Here is a 17,072-nt window from a genome sequence, read left to right on the forward strand (position 1 = left end):
CATTAAGTGCAACAAATACCGTTTTATATGCAAACAATGTTGCGTATAAGGTTGTTGAGTTACTATGTATGAACTATGAGAAAATAATCTAGCATCGTGATTATTTAGTAAGTACATAAATGCCGAACTATGCCTATGAGAAATCAAATCATGAAAGTATGATTGCCTCTCATTTATTGAAACGATAATTTAATATTTTGGCACGGTGATGTCACTTACATTTGGATTGGTACAAGGTGGACTTATTTAGCTGTTTTTACGAAAATCGACTGTGTGGTTATTATGACTTTCACCAGATAGTAATCTTATAAATAAAGAATTTTCAATAGCTTGATAATGACGAAGAAAATCCATTAAAAATACCAATGTATTAATTTTGTTTTAAGCCTAAGAGGCAAGTCATTAAAGAGGGGAATATTCTGAAATATCTTATAAAAAAGAGCGACTCTCAGTTGGAGTCGCTCTTTCATTTGTGTATCAATTAAAGTCGGTAATTAACGAGTCAAATATGCCGCGACAAAGCGCGTAATGTCTACCATATCTGATACTTTAATGAACTCTTCCGTAGTATGAACTTTCGCCATACCTGTAGAAAGGTTAACCGTTGTTAAGCCCCTTTCATTAAATACGTTTGCATCTGAGCCACCACCTGTTGGTTTAGTAAATGGGTCGATGTTAATGCTTTCAAACGCTTCTTTAATGCTAGCTACGTGTGGGCTTTCATCTGCAATTTTGTATGCGTTGTATGCTCGAGTTGAAATGATTTCAATTTCAGCACCGTGTTTATCTGCCGCTGCTTTAAAGGTTGATTCCATGTGCTCAACTTGTTTCGCGAGCTTTTCATCATCTAGAGAGCGAGCTTCACCTTCAATGTACAGTTCAGGCATAACAATGTTTGTCGCTTGACCACCACGAACCACACCAATGTTAGCTGTTGTTTCTTCGTCAATGCGAGACAGTGTCATGTTAGTAATGGCATCTGCAGCAACCGTTAGGGCATTGATGCCTTCTTCTGGTGCTAAACCTGCGTGTGCTGGACGACCTGTGATGGTTACTTTTAGGTTTTGTTGACCAGGAGCAGAAGTAATAATAGTCCCGATAGGGCCACCTGAATCTAATACGATAGCGTGGTTAGATTGAATGTAACTCATATCAAAGTTTTTAGAACCGTGTAAACCGCCTTCTTCATAAACCGTAAATGCAAGCTCTAGTGTTTTGTGTGCTTGATTGTTTTCTTTAATCACACGTACCGCTTCCATTACAGCAGCAATACCTGATTTATCATCACCGCCAAGGATAGTGTTACCTTTAGAGCGGATCACACCATCTTCAATAATTGGCTCAATACCGTTACCCGGAGTAACTGTGTCCATGTGAGAGCTAAATACAATGCTGCCCTCTAATGAGCCTTCTAATTTTGCGTAAATATTAAAGCCATTTGATACATGCTCAGGTACTGGTAGCTTTGATACCGTAAAGCCTAATTCCCCTAATTGCTCTGCTAATGCTTCTGCAATCGCTTTTTCATTTTTTGATTCGCTGTCGATCTGAATAATATCTAGGAAGTGATTTACTAAACGTTCTTGATTTACTTGAGTCATGACTTCTCTTCTTTCATTGATAGGGAATAATAAGATCACTCTAACTAAAGAAAGTGCAGAAAAAGATGCACTGAATCAATAAATCGTCCGACTTATCTAGCATAGCCATGCGTTATATCTTAATAATTAAAAGTTATAACACATAATTAATAATTGATAACATTTTGCAACTTTCTAGATTCATATCACTCTGATAACTATATTAATAAGAAACCATAAAAGAGGTTGCTATGAAATTACGATTAAAAATCACAACAGTTGCTCTACTGTTCGCTTCATTTTTTGCTGTTATAACAAGTTTCTTTTCTACCGCTGAAGACATGACTCAGCCAATGAAAGGGGACTATGAGGTTGCCACTCTCGCAGGAGGATGCTTTTGGTGTACTGAATCTGATTTAGAAAAATTAGATGGGGTGGTGGATGTTGTTTCAGGCTATTCAGGGGGAGAGCTTGAAAATCCAACCTATAAGCAAGTGTCATCAGGAAAGTCAGGCCACATTGAAGTGATTCAAGTGACGTTTGATCCAAAGATCGTTAGCTATGAGCAAGTGCTTGATCAGCTGTTTAGACATATGGACCCAACGGATAATCAAGGCTCATTTGTTGATAGAGGTCCACAGTATCGCCCTGCTATCTTTTTCCATAATGAAAGTCAGCAAGTAATTGCTCAAGAGTTTATGAATGCGATTGATGCAGCGAAAGTCTATCCAAAGCCTTTAGCTACAGAATTAATTGAGTTTAAAAAGTTTTGGCCAGCAGAAGATTACCACCAAGATTATTACAAACGTAATCCAATTCGTTATAAGTATTATCGTAATGGTTCAGGCCGTGATAAATATCTAGATTCGGTATTTGGTGAAGATAGAGAAGATAAACCAAAAACATTACGTCAGTACATTGATGAGCAAAAAATGGCTCAAAATGTAAAGCAATACAGTAAACCATCAGAATCAGAAATTAAGAAAATGCTGACTGAACAACAATATTACGTAACACAAAAAGAAGGGACTGAACGTCCATTTGATAATGCGTATTGGGATAATAAAGCCGAAGGGATTTATGTTGATATCGTCAGTGGTGAGCCGTTATTCTCATCAACAGACAAATATAAATCAGGAACGGGTTGGCCAAGTTTTACCAAACCAATTAATAAAGCGTACATTACCGAAGAAGATGATTTTGCATTATTCAGTAAACGTACCGAGATCCGTAGCAAATTTGCAGATTCACACTTAGGCCATGTATTTAGTGATGGACCTAAACCAACAGGACTACGTTACTGTATGAACTCAGCTGCAATGCGTTTTGTTCCAAAAGCAGATTTAGAAAAAGAAGGCTATGGAGAATACCTTCCATTATTTGAGTCTTAATAAATACAGAAAATAGTAATAAAAATCCGGATCATTCAGTGGGTGATCCGGATTTTTTATTTAGCAGTTACAAATAGAGATAATCTTATTTATTTTGCGCTGCGATGTGAGTAGCAATTGCATCCATTAGTGCTGGAGATAGGCAATCGTAAGTTGGAAGACCTAGTTCAACAAAGCGAGCACGGATAGCATCCATGTCTTTAGGATCAGTGCCTGTTTCGATAATAGATGAAACAAATGCAGCGAATTGTGGTGCAGAGAAACCTGCATCCTCAGACAGTTCAGTGTGAACGAAATCTAAACCAAAGAATGGGTGATCTTGGTTATCAATACGACCGTACATGTGAGTACCACACTCTTTACAAGCGTGACGTTTGATTGTTGCCGCTTCATCGATAACCACTAATTTTTCTGCGTTCGTAATCACTTCAACGTTATCACGTGAAATTACCGCTACTTGAGAGAAGATAGCGCCTTCTGGTTTCCAACACTTAGAACAGCCACATGCATGGTTATGTGCAGTTTGAGCTGTTAGCTTAACGGCTACTTTATTTTCTTTACATTGACAGTGTAATGTTCCGCCTTGGAAGTTTTCATTAGTAGCTGCGAAGCCGTTATCAATAGCTGGGTGTAGTTTTGTAATAGTCATTTTATCTCTCTTAATTAATTTTAATATTTTTGTTATTTGTTTATTCAAGCAGCTTGTAGCCATGGAAATCTCTTAATTAGTTTGATGATTTGATTGCTCAAACGATGGGAGGCATTTTTCGCCTTTCTTGCTCTTCAAACAATACTGAAAACAGTAAATGATTATTACTGTATTGTAATAATGGCGTTTTTATTTAGTGCTTAGTTGTAATTTATGTAATCATAAATCAGGTTGAACTATTGAATAACTTATTAATATTTAATGATAAAAATATTTTATGTGTGGCTTTTAGGCTGAGAGAACTGGAAAGAAAAGGAGAATAAAAAATAGATCTTGCAGTGAAATATGTTTCATCAAATGAAGGCAGATAAGTAGAAAGTTATTTCGTTTGGAATAAATATTATAACTTTATGTTTATTAAACCTTTTCATTTAAAGGTTCAATCTATTCTTTGCTGAAAGGTAAGTTATAAATCGAGTTTATGATGTAAATCTAATTTTTGATAGGTTTTATAAATCACAGCTATAAGTACAAGCGATTATCTCTTATTCTCTAAAGTGTTTATTCTATCCCCACAGTATTTTAGGGGTTAAAGAGAGAGTATGGTGAAGAGTGCATTAGTCGTAGAAGGCGGAGCAATGCGTGGCATTTTTGCTAGCGGTGTTTTGGACACTTTTATGAAGAAAGAATTTATGCCTTATGATTTCGCCATTGGAGTCTCTGCCGGAGCATCGAATCTAATAGGGTATCTTTCTTATGCTCCTCAACGTAGCTTTGATGTCATTACGAAACTTGCAACCCACAAACGCTTTTTTAATCCAGCACGATTTGCTCGCGGTGGTGATCTTGTTGATGTTAAATGGTTAATTGAGGAGTCGAACAGAAGACATCCATTAGATTCTGAACGTTTATTTTCTTCTATTCCTATGTATGCGGCAGTAACTAATATTGATAGTGGTAACGCCGATTATTATCAAGTAAAAGAAAGTAATTTAAATAATGTTCTTGAAGCAACAACCGCTTTACCTATCGCTTATAAATCAACACCTTGTTTCTCTGGCGGTTGTTATACCGATGGTGGAGTAGCTGACTCTATTCCGGTAAAAGAGGCTTATCGTCGAGGGGCGAGAGATATTACGGTGATCTTATCTCACCCTTTAAGCTATGAGATGAAACCAGCACGTTCACCTTGGTTAATGACTAAACTATTAGCGCGATATCCTCAAATAGCACAAGCAATGTTAGTTCGTGCTGAAAATTACAATCAATCATTGGAATTTATTCGCAATCCCCCTGAAGGAACGATGATTCGAGTGATAGCACCACCTGAAGATTTTGCTGTTAAGCGTCTTTCTATGAAATCTCCTACACTGATTGCAGGATATGAAATGGGAGTGTCCGCAGGCGTTGATCATTTATCCAGCCGTGAGGGAACTTTTGGATTAGATATAGAAAACTGTCACTTTTGCTTATAACCCTATTTTATAACAGTTTTTTCGTGAGCTTTATTACTATATTAAGGAATGAATAATGAGTAAAAAATTAACTACAGCAGCAGGTTGTCCTGTTGCACATAACCAAAATGTTCAAACTGCGGGTAAACGTGGCCCTCAATTATTGCAAGATGTGTGGTTTTTAGAAAAACTGGCGCATTTTGATCGTGAAGTGATTCCAGAGCGTCGTATGCACGCAAAAGGGTCTGGTGCTTACGGTACATTTACGGTTACTCATGACATTACAAAGTACACAAAAGCAAAATTGTTCTCTGAAATTGGTAAACAAACTGAGCTATTTGCACGTTTTACTACCGTAGCTGGTGAGCGTGGCGCAGCAGATGCAGAGCGTGATATCCGTGGTTTTGCGCTAAAATTCTACACAGAAGAGGGTAACTGGGATTTAGTGGGTAACAACACACCCGTATTCTTCCTGCGTGATCCTCTTAAATTCCCTGATTTAAACCACGCGGTTAAACGTGATCCTCGCACAAATATGCGAAGCGCGAAAAATAACTGGGATTTCTGGACATCATTACCTGAAGCGCTTCACCAAGTAACGATCGTGATGAGTGATCGTGGTATTCCTGCTACTTACCGTCATATGCATGGTTTTGGTAGCCACACGTTTAGCTTTATCAACAGTGATAACGAGCGTTACTGGGTGAAATTCCACTTTGTATCTCAGCAAGGCATTAAAAACTTATCAGATGCTGAAGCGGGTGCAGTGATTGGTAATGATCGTGAAAGTCATCAACGTGATTTGTTAGAAAGCATTGATAACCAAGATTTCCCTAAATGGACATTGAAAGTTCAGATCATGCCAGAAGCAGAAGCGGCGACGGTTTCTTATAACCCATTCGATTTAACCAAAGTATGGCCACATAAAGATTACCCATTAATTGAAGTGGGTGAATTTGAACTAAACCGTAACCCACAAAACTTCTTCGCAGAAGTAGAGCAGTCGGCATTTAACCCTGCAAACGTGGTTCCGGGTATCAGCTTCTCTCCAGATAAAATGCTACAAGGTCGTTTATTTGCGTATGGTGATGCACAACGTTACCGTTTAGGTGTAAACCACCAACACATCCCAGTGAACGCACCTCGTTGTCCTGTTCATAGTTACCACCGTGATGGTGCAATGCGTGTTGATGGCAACTTTGGTAGCACATTAGGCTATGAACCAAACAACGAAGGCCAATGGGCAGAGCAACCAGATTTTTCTGAGCCACCACTAAACTTAGATGGCGCAGCAGCACATTGGGATCACCGTGAAGATGAAGATTACTTCTCACAACCGGGCGATCTATTCCGTCTAATGACCGCTGAGAAACAAGCTATCTTATTTGATAACACAGCGCGTAACTTAAACGGTGTGCCAAAAGAAATTCAACTTCGTCACTTAAGACATTGTTATAAAGCCGATCCTGCTTATGGCGAAGGTATCGGTAAATTACTTGATATTGATGTGAGTGAATTTAACTCGTAATTTATCCTATTAAGTAACTATAAATCAAAGCGTTGAGTATTACATTCAGCGCTTTTTTTATGTCTGTTTACATTGTAAATTTTAGCTCTCTTGCTATTTGAAAGGTGGTTATTTTATTATTTGATTCAATTTGGTTAGAAAAACCACAAAAACTGTCGGTATTTGTGTCGATAGACCTCCGTTATACTCCCCGCACTATTATAAGCCGCTAAGGCAAATACTCATTGCTCTGGACTTACGATCCAGCCTCGCAAAAAAGGAAAGTTACTCATGTCTCAATATATCGTTTGTGCGTTATACAAATTTGTTTCATTAGAAAATTACACCGACATTCGTCAACCATTAACTCAAGTATTAGAAGATAATAATATTCGCGGCACATTGCTGCTAGCAAGTGAAGGTATTAATGGCACGGTTGCAGGCTCTCGTGAAGCGATTAATACACTACTCGCTTGGTTTAAAGAAGATCCTCGTTTAGCTGATGTGGTTTATAAAGAATCAATTAATGACGTGCAGCCGTTTAACCGTACTAAAGTAAAGTTAAAAAAAGAAATCGTCACCATGGGCGTAGAAGGTATCGATCCTCTTAATGTAGTGGGTACGTACGTTAAACCTGCTGATTGGAATGCACTTATTTCTGATCCAGACGTGCTATTGGTTGATACTCGAAATGATTATGAAGTAGATATAGGCACATTCAAACATGCTGTTAACCCAAAGACAGAAACGTTCCGCGATTTTCCTCAATACGTTGCTGATAATTTAGACCCTGAAAAACATAAAAAAGTAGCGATGTTCTGTACTGGTGGTATTCGTTGTGAAAAATCGACCGCGTATATGAAAGAGCAAGGGTTTGATGAGGTCTATCACCTTGAAGGCGGCATCTTAAAGTACCTTGAAGAAGTGCCAGAAGAAAACAGCTTATGGGAAGGAGATTGCTATGTGTTTGATGGCCGAGTTGCGGTTAACCATCAATTAGAAAAAAGCCATTACGATGTATGTAATGCGTGCCGTTTGCCAATCACAGATGAAGATAAGCAGTCTGATGCGTTTGAGAAAGGCGTTAGCTGCCCTAAATGTATTGATCAGCACAGTGATGAGCAAAAATCCCGTTTTCGTGAGCGAGAAAAACAAGTGCAACTTGCGGACGAAAGAGGTGAAACTCACGTAGGTGGAGATGCAGCCAAACTCATTGAGCAACGTAAGCAAGAAAAGAAAGAGAGAAAACAGCAGCAGAGAAGTACTAAGTAACTCAGATTTTATGGTGATATGAGTTATAAATAATGAACTGACTCGAAAGAATATAATGTGTTTTCATTTAACTCATTATTAGATGGAAAGCAGATAACAAATGCGTAAATAAAGCGCTTATTTGTTTCTATTTTTATCGTCAATTCATCAATCCTTGCTAATTTTATAAACGAAAGTGGGGCGTTAATCGCCTCATTTTTATTGTTTATAAACAAGGATGAAATCATGAAAAATAAAATAAAAATCAGTTCGTTCACTATTGCCTTTGTTGGTGCATTATCATCAATGGGAGCGCAGGCTCATGGCTGGGTCGAGTACCCGAGTGCAAGACAAAATACGTGTTATTTAGATGGAGGATTTTGGGATAACACTATTCCAAATCAGGCATGTCAGGCGGCATATGATGAATCAGGAGCGTTTCCTTTTGTTCAACGTAATGAGGTTGCGGCTAATGTTCCAAACTATAAAGACATGGCACACGTTCAAGCCATTGTTCGTGATGGTAACTTATGTTCAGCAGGGGATAATGCAAAAGCAGGCTTAAGCGTAGGTTCTTCTCATTGGCAAAAAACGGCGGTTACCTTAGATGAGAATAATCAGATTGAACTTATCTTTAATGCAACAGCACCTCACAACCCTTCTTACTGGCAATTCTATTTATCTAATTCTAATTACGATCCAACCGTTCCATTAACATGGGGTGACTTAGATCTAATTGATACCGCAGGCAATGTGCCTGTAGGGGAAGATAAGAAATACCGTATTAATATTACTCTTCCTGCAGATAGAGCAGATTCGGCTGTCCTTTATACTCGCTGGCAGCGTGAAGATGCTGCTGGTGAAGGCTTTTATAACTGTAGCGATATTTCATTTGATGGAACGGGAACTGCACCTCCAGGACCGACAGATCCAGTCGACCCACCACCATCATATTCTGATTTAGGTTATTACATTAGCCAAGGATTTGGGCCAGTAGAATCAGGCGATACGATTCGGTTCCGAACGTTTGATGCGACAGGGGCGGAAACAACAGACATCAGTTTAGCCATTAATGTGAATAATACGGCGACATGGTCAGCGGAACTGGCAGGGCAATTTAATCAGTTAAAAAATAAAGAATGGTTTATTGGTATTTGGCATCAAGAAATGAATCATTATATGTACGATACCAATAATATTTACGCAAACCGAGTTTTTGCACCAAGTGCAGATCTTAGTTATCAACTTTCTTTAATTAAAGCGGATACAACACCACCGGTAGAGCCGCCAGTTGAACCAATAAACGCATGGAAATCAGCTTCAACTTATAATACTGGAGATATAGTTAGCCATAATAATAGAGAATGGATAGCACAGTGGTGGACAAAAGGGGAAGAACCAGGAACAACCGGAGAATGGGGTGTTTGGCGTTAACAGAAGATAACAAATGGATACTCACTTAAACTGGTATTTATAGTATTTAAGCCCTAAATCTAATTTAGGGCTTTTTGTGATAAGTAACACTTATAAATGTAATAACGAGAGCTGTTTAGTCTTAATACACTTAATTTCATATTATTTACTCAACGACTAAGAACACGAATTCATGGATGAAATCATTATTATTATTTTAAATGAGAGTAATTATGAAACTAGTACTAAAAACCCTTCTTGCAGCTTCACTGTTATCTTCAACTGCCCTTTATGCTAATGTTTTAGAAGGTCATCGAATTGGATTAGGCTTTAATTCAACCAGTATTGATGATATTGCTTTTGATAGTAAATATTCAACAAGCGGCTTTACTTTGGCTTATGGTTACGACATTAACGACATTGTTGGTATTAATGTTTCTTTAAATAAAGGCAGTGGTACGGATTCTCCTTTTGATATTGATACATCAACTTTTAAGCTAGATACTGATATTGGTTATACGTTCCATATGCAAAATGCATCGATTAAGCCTTATGGTGTATTAGGTTTTGCAAAATTTAAAGAAGAAATTAGTGTTTTTGGGTTAGATGCTGGGAAGTGGGATGACTCAACTATTTTTGTAGGTATTGGTACAAGGGCCACGTTCAACCAGCATTTCTATACCGACTTAAGATTGGATTTTATTAACTTAAAAGAGAGTGGTGATGATATTTTTGCTGATCAATTCTCTTTCACTGTCGGTTATAAATTCTAATTAATGGTTCTTTTTTAGCATCACTACGACGTTAAATACCATCATAAAGCTCTGGATTTCTCCGGGGCTTTTTTATTGGGTATTAAAACATCATATTCCTCGACATTGTGATCAAGATCTCTGTATAATCCGCGGCTAGATTTTCTCATTCATCATACTTTCGTCCTTCATCTTGTGGCTTTCTATAGCCAAATCATGACTTGTCAGTAAACCCTAGGAATTATTTCGTTGATACAATCAAACAACATCACAATGCAATTTGGCGCAGAGCCTTTATTTGAAAACATTTCAGCAAAATTTGGCAACGGTAACCGTTATGGTTTGATCGGTGCGAATGGTTGCGGAAAATCAACGTTCATGAAGATTCTTAGTGGTGCATTAACTCCTAGTTCAGGCAACGTATCAATGACGCCAGGACAGAAGTTAGGCGTATTGAGTCAAGATCAGTTTGCGTTTGAAAAATACAACGTAGTTGATGTTGTTATCATGGGTGACAAAAAACTATGGGAAATCAAACAAGAGCGTGATCGTATCTATTCACTACCAGAAATGAGTGAAGAAGATGGCATGAAAGTAGCCGAGCTTGAAAGCGAATTCGCTGAAATGGATGGCTACAGTGCAGAAAGCCGTGCTGGTGATATCCTAATTCAAGCTGGTATTGATGAATCACTTCATTTTGGTTTAATGCAGCAAGTTGCTCCTGGTTGGAAACTGCGTGTGTTACTAGCACAAGCACTGTTTGCAAACCCAGATATTTTGCTACTTGATGAACCAACCAACAACTTGGACATTAATACGATCAACTGGTTAGCAGAAGAGCTAAACAAGCGTAAATGTACAATGATCATCATTTCGCATGACAGACACTTCTTAAATTCTGTATGTACCCACATGGCAGATATCGATTACGGTGAATTGCGTATTTACCCAGGTAACTATGAGTACTTCTTAGAAGCATCAAGCCTGATCCGTGATCAACTACTAGCGGGCAACGCGAAAAAAGAAGCTGAGATTAGTGAGCTACAAGACTTCGTAAACCGTTTTGGTGCTAACGCATCTAAAGCGAAACAAGCAAGTTCTCGTGCAAAGAAAATGGACAAAATCTCATTAGATGAAGTGAAATCATCAAGCCGCATGAGCCCATCAATTAACTTTGGTGAAGGCAAAAAACTGCATCGCCAGGCACTAGAGCTTGAGAACCTAGGCCACGGCTTTGATGGTGAAGTTCTGTTTGAAGGCGGTAATTTATTACTAGAGGCTGGCACTCGTCTTGCTGTTATCGGTGAGAATGGTGTGGGTAAAACGACATTCTTACGTTGTTTAGTGAATGACCTAGAGCAAAACGAAGGTATTGTTAAGTGGTCTGAAAATGCATCTTTTGGTTACTGCCCACAAGACAGCACAGCTGATTTTGATAATGATCTAAGCATCTTTGATTGGATTTCTCAGTGGCGCACAGTGAAGCATGATGACTTGATGGTTCGTGGTATTTTGGGTCGTCTACTATTCACAGCTGATGATACAAATAAGCAAGCTAAAAACTGTTCTGGTGGTGAGAAAAACCGTCTGTTATTTGGCAAGTTAATGATGCAAGACATCAACGTACTTGTTATGGATGAACCAACCAACCACATGGATATGGAAGCGATTGAAGCATTGAACGAAGCATTAAAAGTGTACACTGGCACATTAATCTTTGTAAGCCATGACCGTGAGTTTGTTTCTTCTCTAGCGACACAAATCATTGATGTTAAAGATAAGAAAATAGTGAACTTCCAAGGTACTTATGAAGAGTACTTAGATCACCAAGTTAAAATGCTTCAGGTTAATATCGCTAAATAAGCGTATTTCTAAGCAATAAAATAATAAGCATATTTAAAAACGCGAGACTGGTTATCAGCTCGCGTTTTTTGATCGAAGTCTATATGCTTTGTTCCATTACGATTAATCTCTCTCACTTCTTATTTATTATTTGGAAATCATTTGTGTCAGTAATTAGCGCTAAAAAAACAGCCCCAGCAAATACCGTCGTTGTACTCGATTTCGAAACCACAGGCTTATCACCAAACCAAGGCGATCGTGCAATAGAAATTGGTGCGGTTAAATTAGAAAACGGCGTGGTAGTTGATCGTTTTCAAGGTTTGATGAATCCGGGCTTTAGAGTGAGTTCGTTCATCGAGAACTACACTGGTATTTCAAATCGAATGCTAGTTGATGCAGCGAGTTGTGATGTCGTTATGCATGAGTTTGCTGACTTTATCCAAGGCTGTAATTTAGTCGCTCACAATGCCTCATTTGATAAACGTTTTTTAGATGCCGAACTCGAGTTGATTCAGCGTGGTTATGAAGGTGATTTTGCTTGTTCATTACTAGTATCAAGACGATTAACTCAAGAGGTTTCATCACATAAACTGGGTGATTTAGTGGCGTATCATCAAATCGATAATGATGGTGTATTTCACCGAGCGTTAGCCGATGCTGAAGTAACCGCGTCACTATGGTTAGTGCAACTAGAAGCGTTAGAGCGAGATCATGGCATCACTAACCCAAGTTTTGAGTTGATGATGAAAATAGGAAAAACACCAAAAGCAACAATTGAGAATTTCTTGAAAAAGAGCCGTTAATAAGAAGATTAGCGTTCTGTTTTAAAAACAGACGGCTTACAATTGTGTGATAAATGGCTCGTAATTCACTGAGTGGTAAAATAATGGACTTAAATTTACTCAAAACCTTTGATGTAGTGATGAACACGCTCAGTGTTAATGAAGCGGCGGAAACATTAGGCGTTACGGCTCCTGCTGTGAGCCACACCTTAAATCGTTTACGTGAGCAGTATCAGGATCCATTATTTGTGCGTCAAGGAAGAGGAATAGCACCGACGAACTTTGCGACAGAGCTACACGCTGAGATTCAAGAGCCACTTACTCGACTATTAAATGGCGCTAAATCTCGTCAAGCATTTGATCCAAAAACCAGCAAGCGAACCTTTCGTATATCGAGCCATAAAGATTTAGATTTAATGGTCGTCCCCCCGCTAATCTCTTATCGAGATCAATATGCGCCAAATGTAAAATTTAAAGCAGATATTGAACACTTAAATGAGCAAGATAGACAAACAGATTTGAGAATGCGTAAGGTTGATATAATTCTTGCGACAGTGCCATTGGAAGATCACGGCTATCATAATAAATTGCTATTTGAGCAACAGTTAGTGGTGGTGTGTAGAAAAGATCATCCAAGAATTAAAGACAATATTACTCACGATCAATTCTTTGCAGAGCAGCACTTATTGTGGCAAACCCAAAGAATGAATAAATACACGATGGAATCAGTAGTGAAAGAGAAGCTTCCAAAAAGAAAAGAAGCGTATACCACCGATTCAATTTGTAACTCACTTGTGATGGCAGCCCAAACGGATTGGTTATGCGTTACCAGTGTTTGGCATGCCAAGATGTTGTCTCAAATGCTTCCTTTAACTATCCTTCCATTGCCTTTTGAATCACAACCATTTCCCGTTTATATGACATGGCATCACTCACAACAATCAGATACAGGGCATCAATGGCTCAAAACTGTGTTTGAACTGGTCACACAAAACTTAACCGATTTAGAACTATAAAGATAAATCCAATTATAATGTGGATTAAATAAAACTAAATCCACTTTTAAAAGTGACGCTATCGATCGTTTAACTGGCTCGCCCTATTATTTCTCTATCGATGAACAAGATGAGTTGTTCGCACTTATAGAGAGATGAGTTATGTTATTTAAAAAAACCATAGTATCACTTGCGGTAATTACAACATTGGCTCCAGCGCTTGTATTTGCAGCACCAACAACTAACCAACCAAAAGATGCAACGGAATTCACCGTTCAAAAAAACGATCAGCTAAAACAATATCTAGATTTTGATAATAAAGCCGATTTTGAAAATGCTTCACGTGGTTTTATTGCTACTTGGCCAGAAAAAACCATTAAAGATGCACAAGGCAACGTGATTTGGGACTTCTCAAAATTTGATTTTATTAATCAAGATAATGGGGTAGAAACCATTAACCCATCGCTTCTTCGTCAAGCTAAATTAAATAATATCAATGGCCTATTTAAAGTAAAAGACGGGGTATATCAAGTTCGCGGATTTGATTTATCAGTCATGTCGTTTATTCGTGGTGACGATGGTTGGATAGTTATTGATCCTCTTATTTCTCCAGAGACGGCTGCTGCTGGTCTTAAGCTATTAAAAGAGAAAGTGGCAGATGTACCAGTGACTGGCGTTATTTTCACTCACTCTCATGTCGACCATTTTGGTGGGATATTAGGTGTGACAACGCAAGCAGACATCGACAATGGTGATGTAACGATTGCTGCCCCAGAAGGCTTCTTTTCGCACTCAATTGCAGAGAACTTAATGGCAGGCACAACCATGTCGCGTCGCTCATCTTATATGTATGGCAATCTTCTTGATGCTAATAATAAAGGGATGGTTGATGGTGGTTTAGGTAAAACGACCTCATCTGGCTCGCCAGGTATTGTGAAGCCAACAGAAATTGCAAATCACACTGGTCAAGAAATGACAATTGATGGTGTTGATTTAGAAGTTATGATGGCTCAAGAGTCAGAAGCACCTTCTGAGTTTATGTTCTATTTCCCTCAATATAAAACCATGATGGCTGCAGAGGTGATGACTCATACTATTCACAATATCTCGACCTTACGTGGTGCAAAAACTCGTGATGCTTCTTCATGGGCGACTTACGTTGATCAAGCTCTACACACTTATGGAGATAAGGCAGATACGATGATTGCTTCTCACCACTGGCCAACATGGGGCCAAGAGAACATCAAAGGCCAGCTAGCGAAAACTCGTGATATGTATAAGTATGTACACGATCAAACGTTACGTTTAGCAAATAAAGGTTATACGCCTAACGAGATCTCAGCGACCATTAAACTGCCGGATTCATTAGGCAAGGAGTGGTACAACCGCGGCTATTACGGCACCGTTTCACACAATGCTCGTGCAACCTATGATTACTACTTTGGTGCATGGTGGGATGGTAACCCTGCAAACCTAAACCCATTAACACCAACAGAAGAAGGCACCAAATACGTTGAAGCGATGGGCGGCGAGAAAAAAGTGGTTGAACTTGCAGAAGCGGCGATTAAAAAAGGCGAGTATCGTTGGGCTGTGACACTGCTTAATAATGTCACTTTCTCTAATCCTAAAAATATGGATGCGCGTTATTTAGAAGCTGATGCGATGGAGCAACTTGGCTATCAATCTGAATCAGGTCCTTGGAGAAACTATTACTTAGGCGGTGCTAAAGAGCTACGTAATGGGATTAAACCGGTAGCAACACCAAATACCGCAGCGATTGCAGTGAACATGCCATTCAATCAATTCATGAAGTATCTTGGAGTGACAGTGAAGCCTGATGTTGCGAAAGGTATGAACATGAAGGTAAATATTGATGTGAAAGGGGATGGTAAATACTCAATGGATTTAAGTAATTCAGTATTGAAGTCTTACACAGATACTCAATTTGAAAATGCAGATTTAAACATTACTTTGTCTCGTCAGGCATTTGAAAATATGATGACCAAGAAATCGACATTGAAAGATGAAATGAAAACGGGTGAGTTTAGTGTGTCCGATCAAGCGAAGTTCCAGCAACTAATGTCGATATTTGATCAGTTTAATCTATGGTTTGGTGTAGTAACGCCATAGTAAAAAGATGAAATAATGATATGGCAAGCCCCGTTGAATTAAGGGATTCAATGGGGCTTTTTTCTAGGTATTTCTTGGAATAAAAACACTAGTGCTAGCAGTCATCAGTTTCAATAATAACTATTGGGCCTGTAAACGGAGTAGGAGGAGTAGATTCAGGGTTCTCATAACGAATGTGACACTTGAACCTAACGCTTTTATTATCATAATCTGAAGTGAAAAAGATAAATATTTGATTGTTTCTTGTTGATTTATCTGTAAAAAAAGGAGCTGCATTTCTATCTTTACGTGCGGTATTTCTATCAACAGAATCTATATCTAACCAAGCTTTAACTTGTTGATTAATTTTTACAAAGTTATCGCTACCACGCACAGAGGGATAGCCATTGTATAAAGGTACTTCTACACCATTAATAATAATTGTAGTGTTACCATGCTCTTTATTTTCAATGGCTGCTTGTGAATTGAGGAGCATTAATGCACTTTTCATTGCCGCTCCTACACCTTGAAGGCTTTGATTTTTTGAATCAGTTTTCAAAGATAAGAATTTAGGGGCTACGACAATAGAAAGAATGGCAAGCAGCACAATCGCGACAATGAGTTCAATCAGTGTAAATCCTTTACTTTTTGTTTGAATCATTATTATCCCATCCAGAGATTAAACTTATAATTAGAATGACATACTATCATTGGTATGGGAATACTAATTTAGTACTAATTCACTGTTGATGATTTTTTTTGTAGAGGGTTAAATTTTAATTATTACTGTCTCTTATTACTTGCAACTAGGCAGAATTGCGTCATACATTGTTTTAAACCCTTTAAGCGAAAGGGTAATTTTCTCTGTGCTGTTAGCATCACCAAGTAAAGTGACGGATAAAGAATTGCCGTTAATAAATTCTTCCGATTTTTTTAGTGGGATGGTTGCCCAATGAGTACGACCTTTTACCCATACATCCATTCCAAATGTTGAGCCAGAATCTACAGAAGCTTTTGCTGAATATCCTCGTTCTTCATAAGAAAGTGATTTTAGAAAGAGTAGATTTACGCCCTCAGTAGTACAACGAAGAACGACCGTATTAACGGAATGATCACTACTTACATCACTGACGCCTAAGATGATAGGTTCACCAGTCTCAATATCTTGTGATTGATAATGTTGCCAATCTTGATAGGTATGCATTAACTCTAATGCCGCATAGGATTGATAAGAAATCATACATAAGGTCAATATTTGTAAAAATCGTTTCATTGGAAGGGGAGCCTTTAAATCTAAATATATAAATAGAAATTGTGATCAGGCATTTTTCGAATACCTGATCACAC

14 protein-coding genes are annotated in these 17,072 nt (G+C 38.3%); 10 read left to right on the top strand and 4 right to left on the bottom strand.

Going from position 1 to position 17,072, the window contains the following annotated elements:
* Positions 1-494 precede the first annotated feature (494 nt).
* A complete protein-coding gene (locus ED622_RS02270; protein ID WP_122032341.1) occupies positions 495-1,601 on the bottom strand; it encodes a M20/M25/M40 family metallo-hydrolase in 1,107 nt (368 codons plus the stop codon).
* 230 nt (positions 1,602-1,831) lie between these two features.
* Between ED622_RS02270 and msrB the strand changes: the two genes are divergently transcribed.
* Complete coding sequence (gene msrB / locus ED622_RS02275; protein WP_122032342.1) at positions 1,832-2,971, top strand: peptide-methionine (R)-S-oxide reductase MsrB; 1,140 nt, start codon at positions 1,832-1,834, stop codon at positions 2,969-2,971.
* Positions 2,972-3,056: 85 nt separating this feature from the next.
* Here msrB and gfa read toward each other — a convergent pair whose 3' ends face one another.
* Positions 3,057-3,620: an S-(hydroxymethyl)glutathione synthase gene (gene gfa, locus ED622_RS02280; RefSeq protein ID WP_122032826.1), complete on the bottom strand. Its 564-nt coding sequence runs from the start codon at positions 3,618-3,620 to the stop codon at positions 3,057-3,059.
* 602 nt (positions 3,621-4,222) lie between these two features.
* On the opposite strand from gfa, the gene ED622_RS02285 reads away from it, so the two are divergent.
* From ED622_RS02285 to ED622_RS02325, 9 genes are all read left to right on the top strand, one after another.
* Complete coding sequence (locus tag ED622_RS02285; protein WP_122032343.1) at positions 4,223-5,095, top strand: patatin family protein; 873 nt, start codon at positions 4,223-4,225, stop codon at positions 5,093-5,095.
* Between the two features lie 55 nt (positions 5,096-5,150).
* Positions 5,151-6,602 carry a catalase gene (locus ED622_RS02290; RefSeq protein ID WP_122032344.1) on the top strand — a complete coding sequence of 484 codons (1,452 nt, stop codon included), beginning with the start codon at positions 5,151-5,153 and terminating at the stop codon, positions 6,600-6,602.
* A gap of 270 nt (positions 6,603-6,872) precedes the next feature.
* Positions 6,873-7,853: a rhodanese-related sulfurtransferase gene (locus ED622_RS02295; protein WP_122032345.1), complete on the top strand. Its 981-nt coding sequence runs from the start codon at positions 6,873-6,875 to the stop codon at positions 7,851-7,853.
* A 225-nt stretch (positions 7,854-8,078) separates the two neighbouring features.
* Entirely contained in the window at positions 8,079-9,266 is a 1,188-nt protein-coding gene (locus ED622_RS02300) for a lytic polysaccharide monooxygenase (protein WP_122032346.1), read from the top strand.
* Between the two features lie 212 nt (positions 9,267-9,478).
* A complete protein-coding gene (locus tag ED622_RS02305) occupies positions 9,479-10,018 on the top strand; it encodes a porin family protein (RefSeq protein WP_122032347.1) in 540 nt (179 codons plus the stop codon).
* Positions 10,019-10,246: 228 nt separating this feature from the next.
* Positions 10,247-11,860 (top strand): ABC-F family ATPase, encoded by a 1,614-nt coding sequence (locus ED622_RS02310; protein ID WP_122032348.1) that lies wholly within the window; start codon positions 10,247-10,249, stop codon positions 11,858-11,860.
* A 143-nt stretch (positions 11,861-12,003) separates the two neighbouring features.
* Positions 12,004-12,642 carry a PolC-type DNA polymerase III gene (locus ED622_RS02315; RefSeq protein WP_122032349.1) on the top strand — a complete coding sequence of 213 codons (639 nt, stop codon included), beginning with the start codon at positions 12,004-12,006 and terminating at the stop codon, positions 12,640-12,642.
* Between the two features lie 83 nt (positions 12,643-12,725).
* The gene (locus ED622_RS02320; RefSeq protein WP_122032827.1) at positions 12,726-13,637 is read left to right on the top strand and encodes a LysR family transcriptional regulator; all 912 of its coding nucleotides are present in this window, start codon (positions 12,726-12,728) and stop codon (positions 13,635-13,637) included.
* A 141-nt stretch (positions 13,638-13,778) separates the two neighbouring features.
* On the top strand, positions 13,779-15,746 hold the full coding sequence (locus tag ED622_RS02325; protein ID WP_122032350.1) for an alkyl/aryl-sulfatase: 1,968 nt from the start codon (positions 13,779-13,781) through the stop codon (positions 15,744-15,746).
* Between the two features lie 94 nt (positions 15,747-15,840).
* Here the strand turns inward: ED622_RS02325 and ED622_RS02330 are convergent, their stop codons facing one another.
* Positions 15,841-16,386 (bottom strand): type II secretion system protein, encoded by a 546-nt coding sequence (locus ED622_RS02330; RefSeq protein WP_122032351.1) that lies wholly within the window; start codon positions 16,384-16,386, stop codon positions 15,841-15,843.
* Between the two features lie 135 nt (positions 16,387-16,521).
* Positions 16,522-16,998 (bottom strand): hypothetical protein, encoded by a 477-nt coding sequence (locus ED622_RS02335; protein WP_122032352.1) that lies wholly within the window; start codon positions 16,996-16,998, stop codon positions 16,522-16,524.
* Positions 16,999-17,072 lie beyond the last annotated feature (74 nt).

Origin of the sequence: Aliivibrio sp. EL58 (assembly GCF_900312675.1) — a bacterium.
GTDB lineage: Bacteria > Pseudomonadota > Gammaproteobacteria > Enterobacterales > Vibrionaceae > Aliivibrio.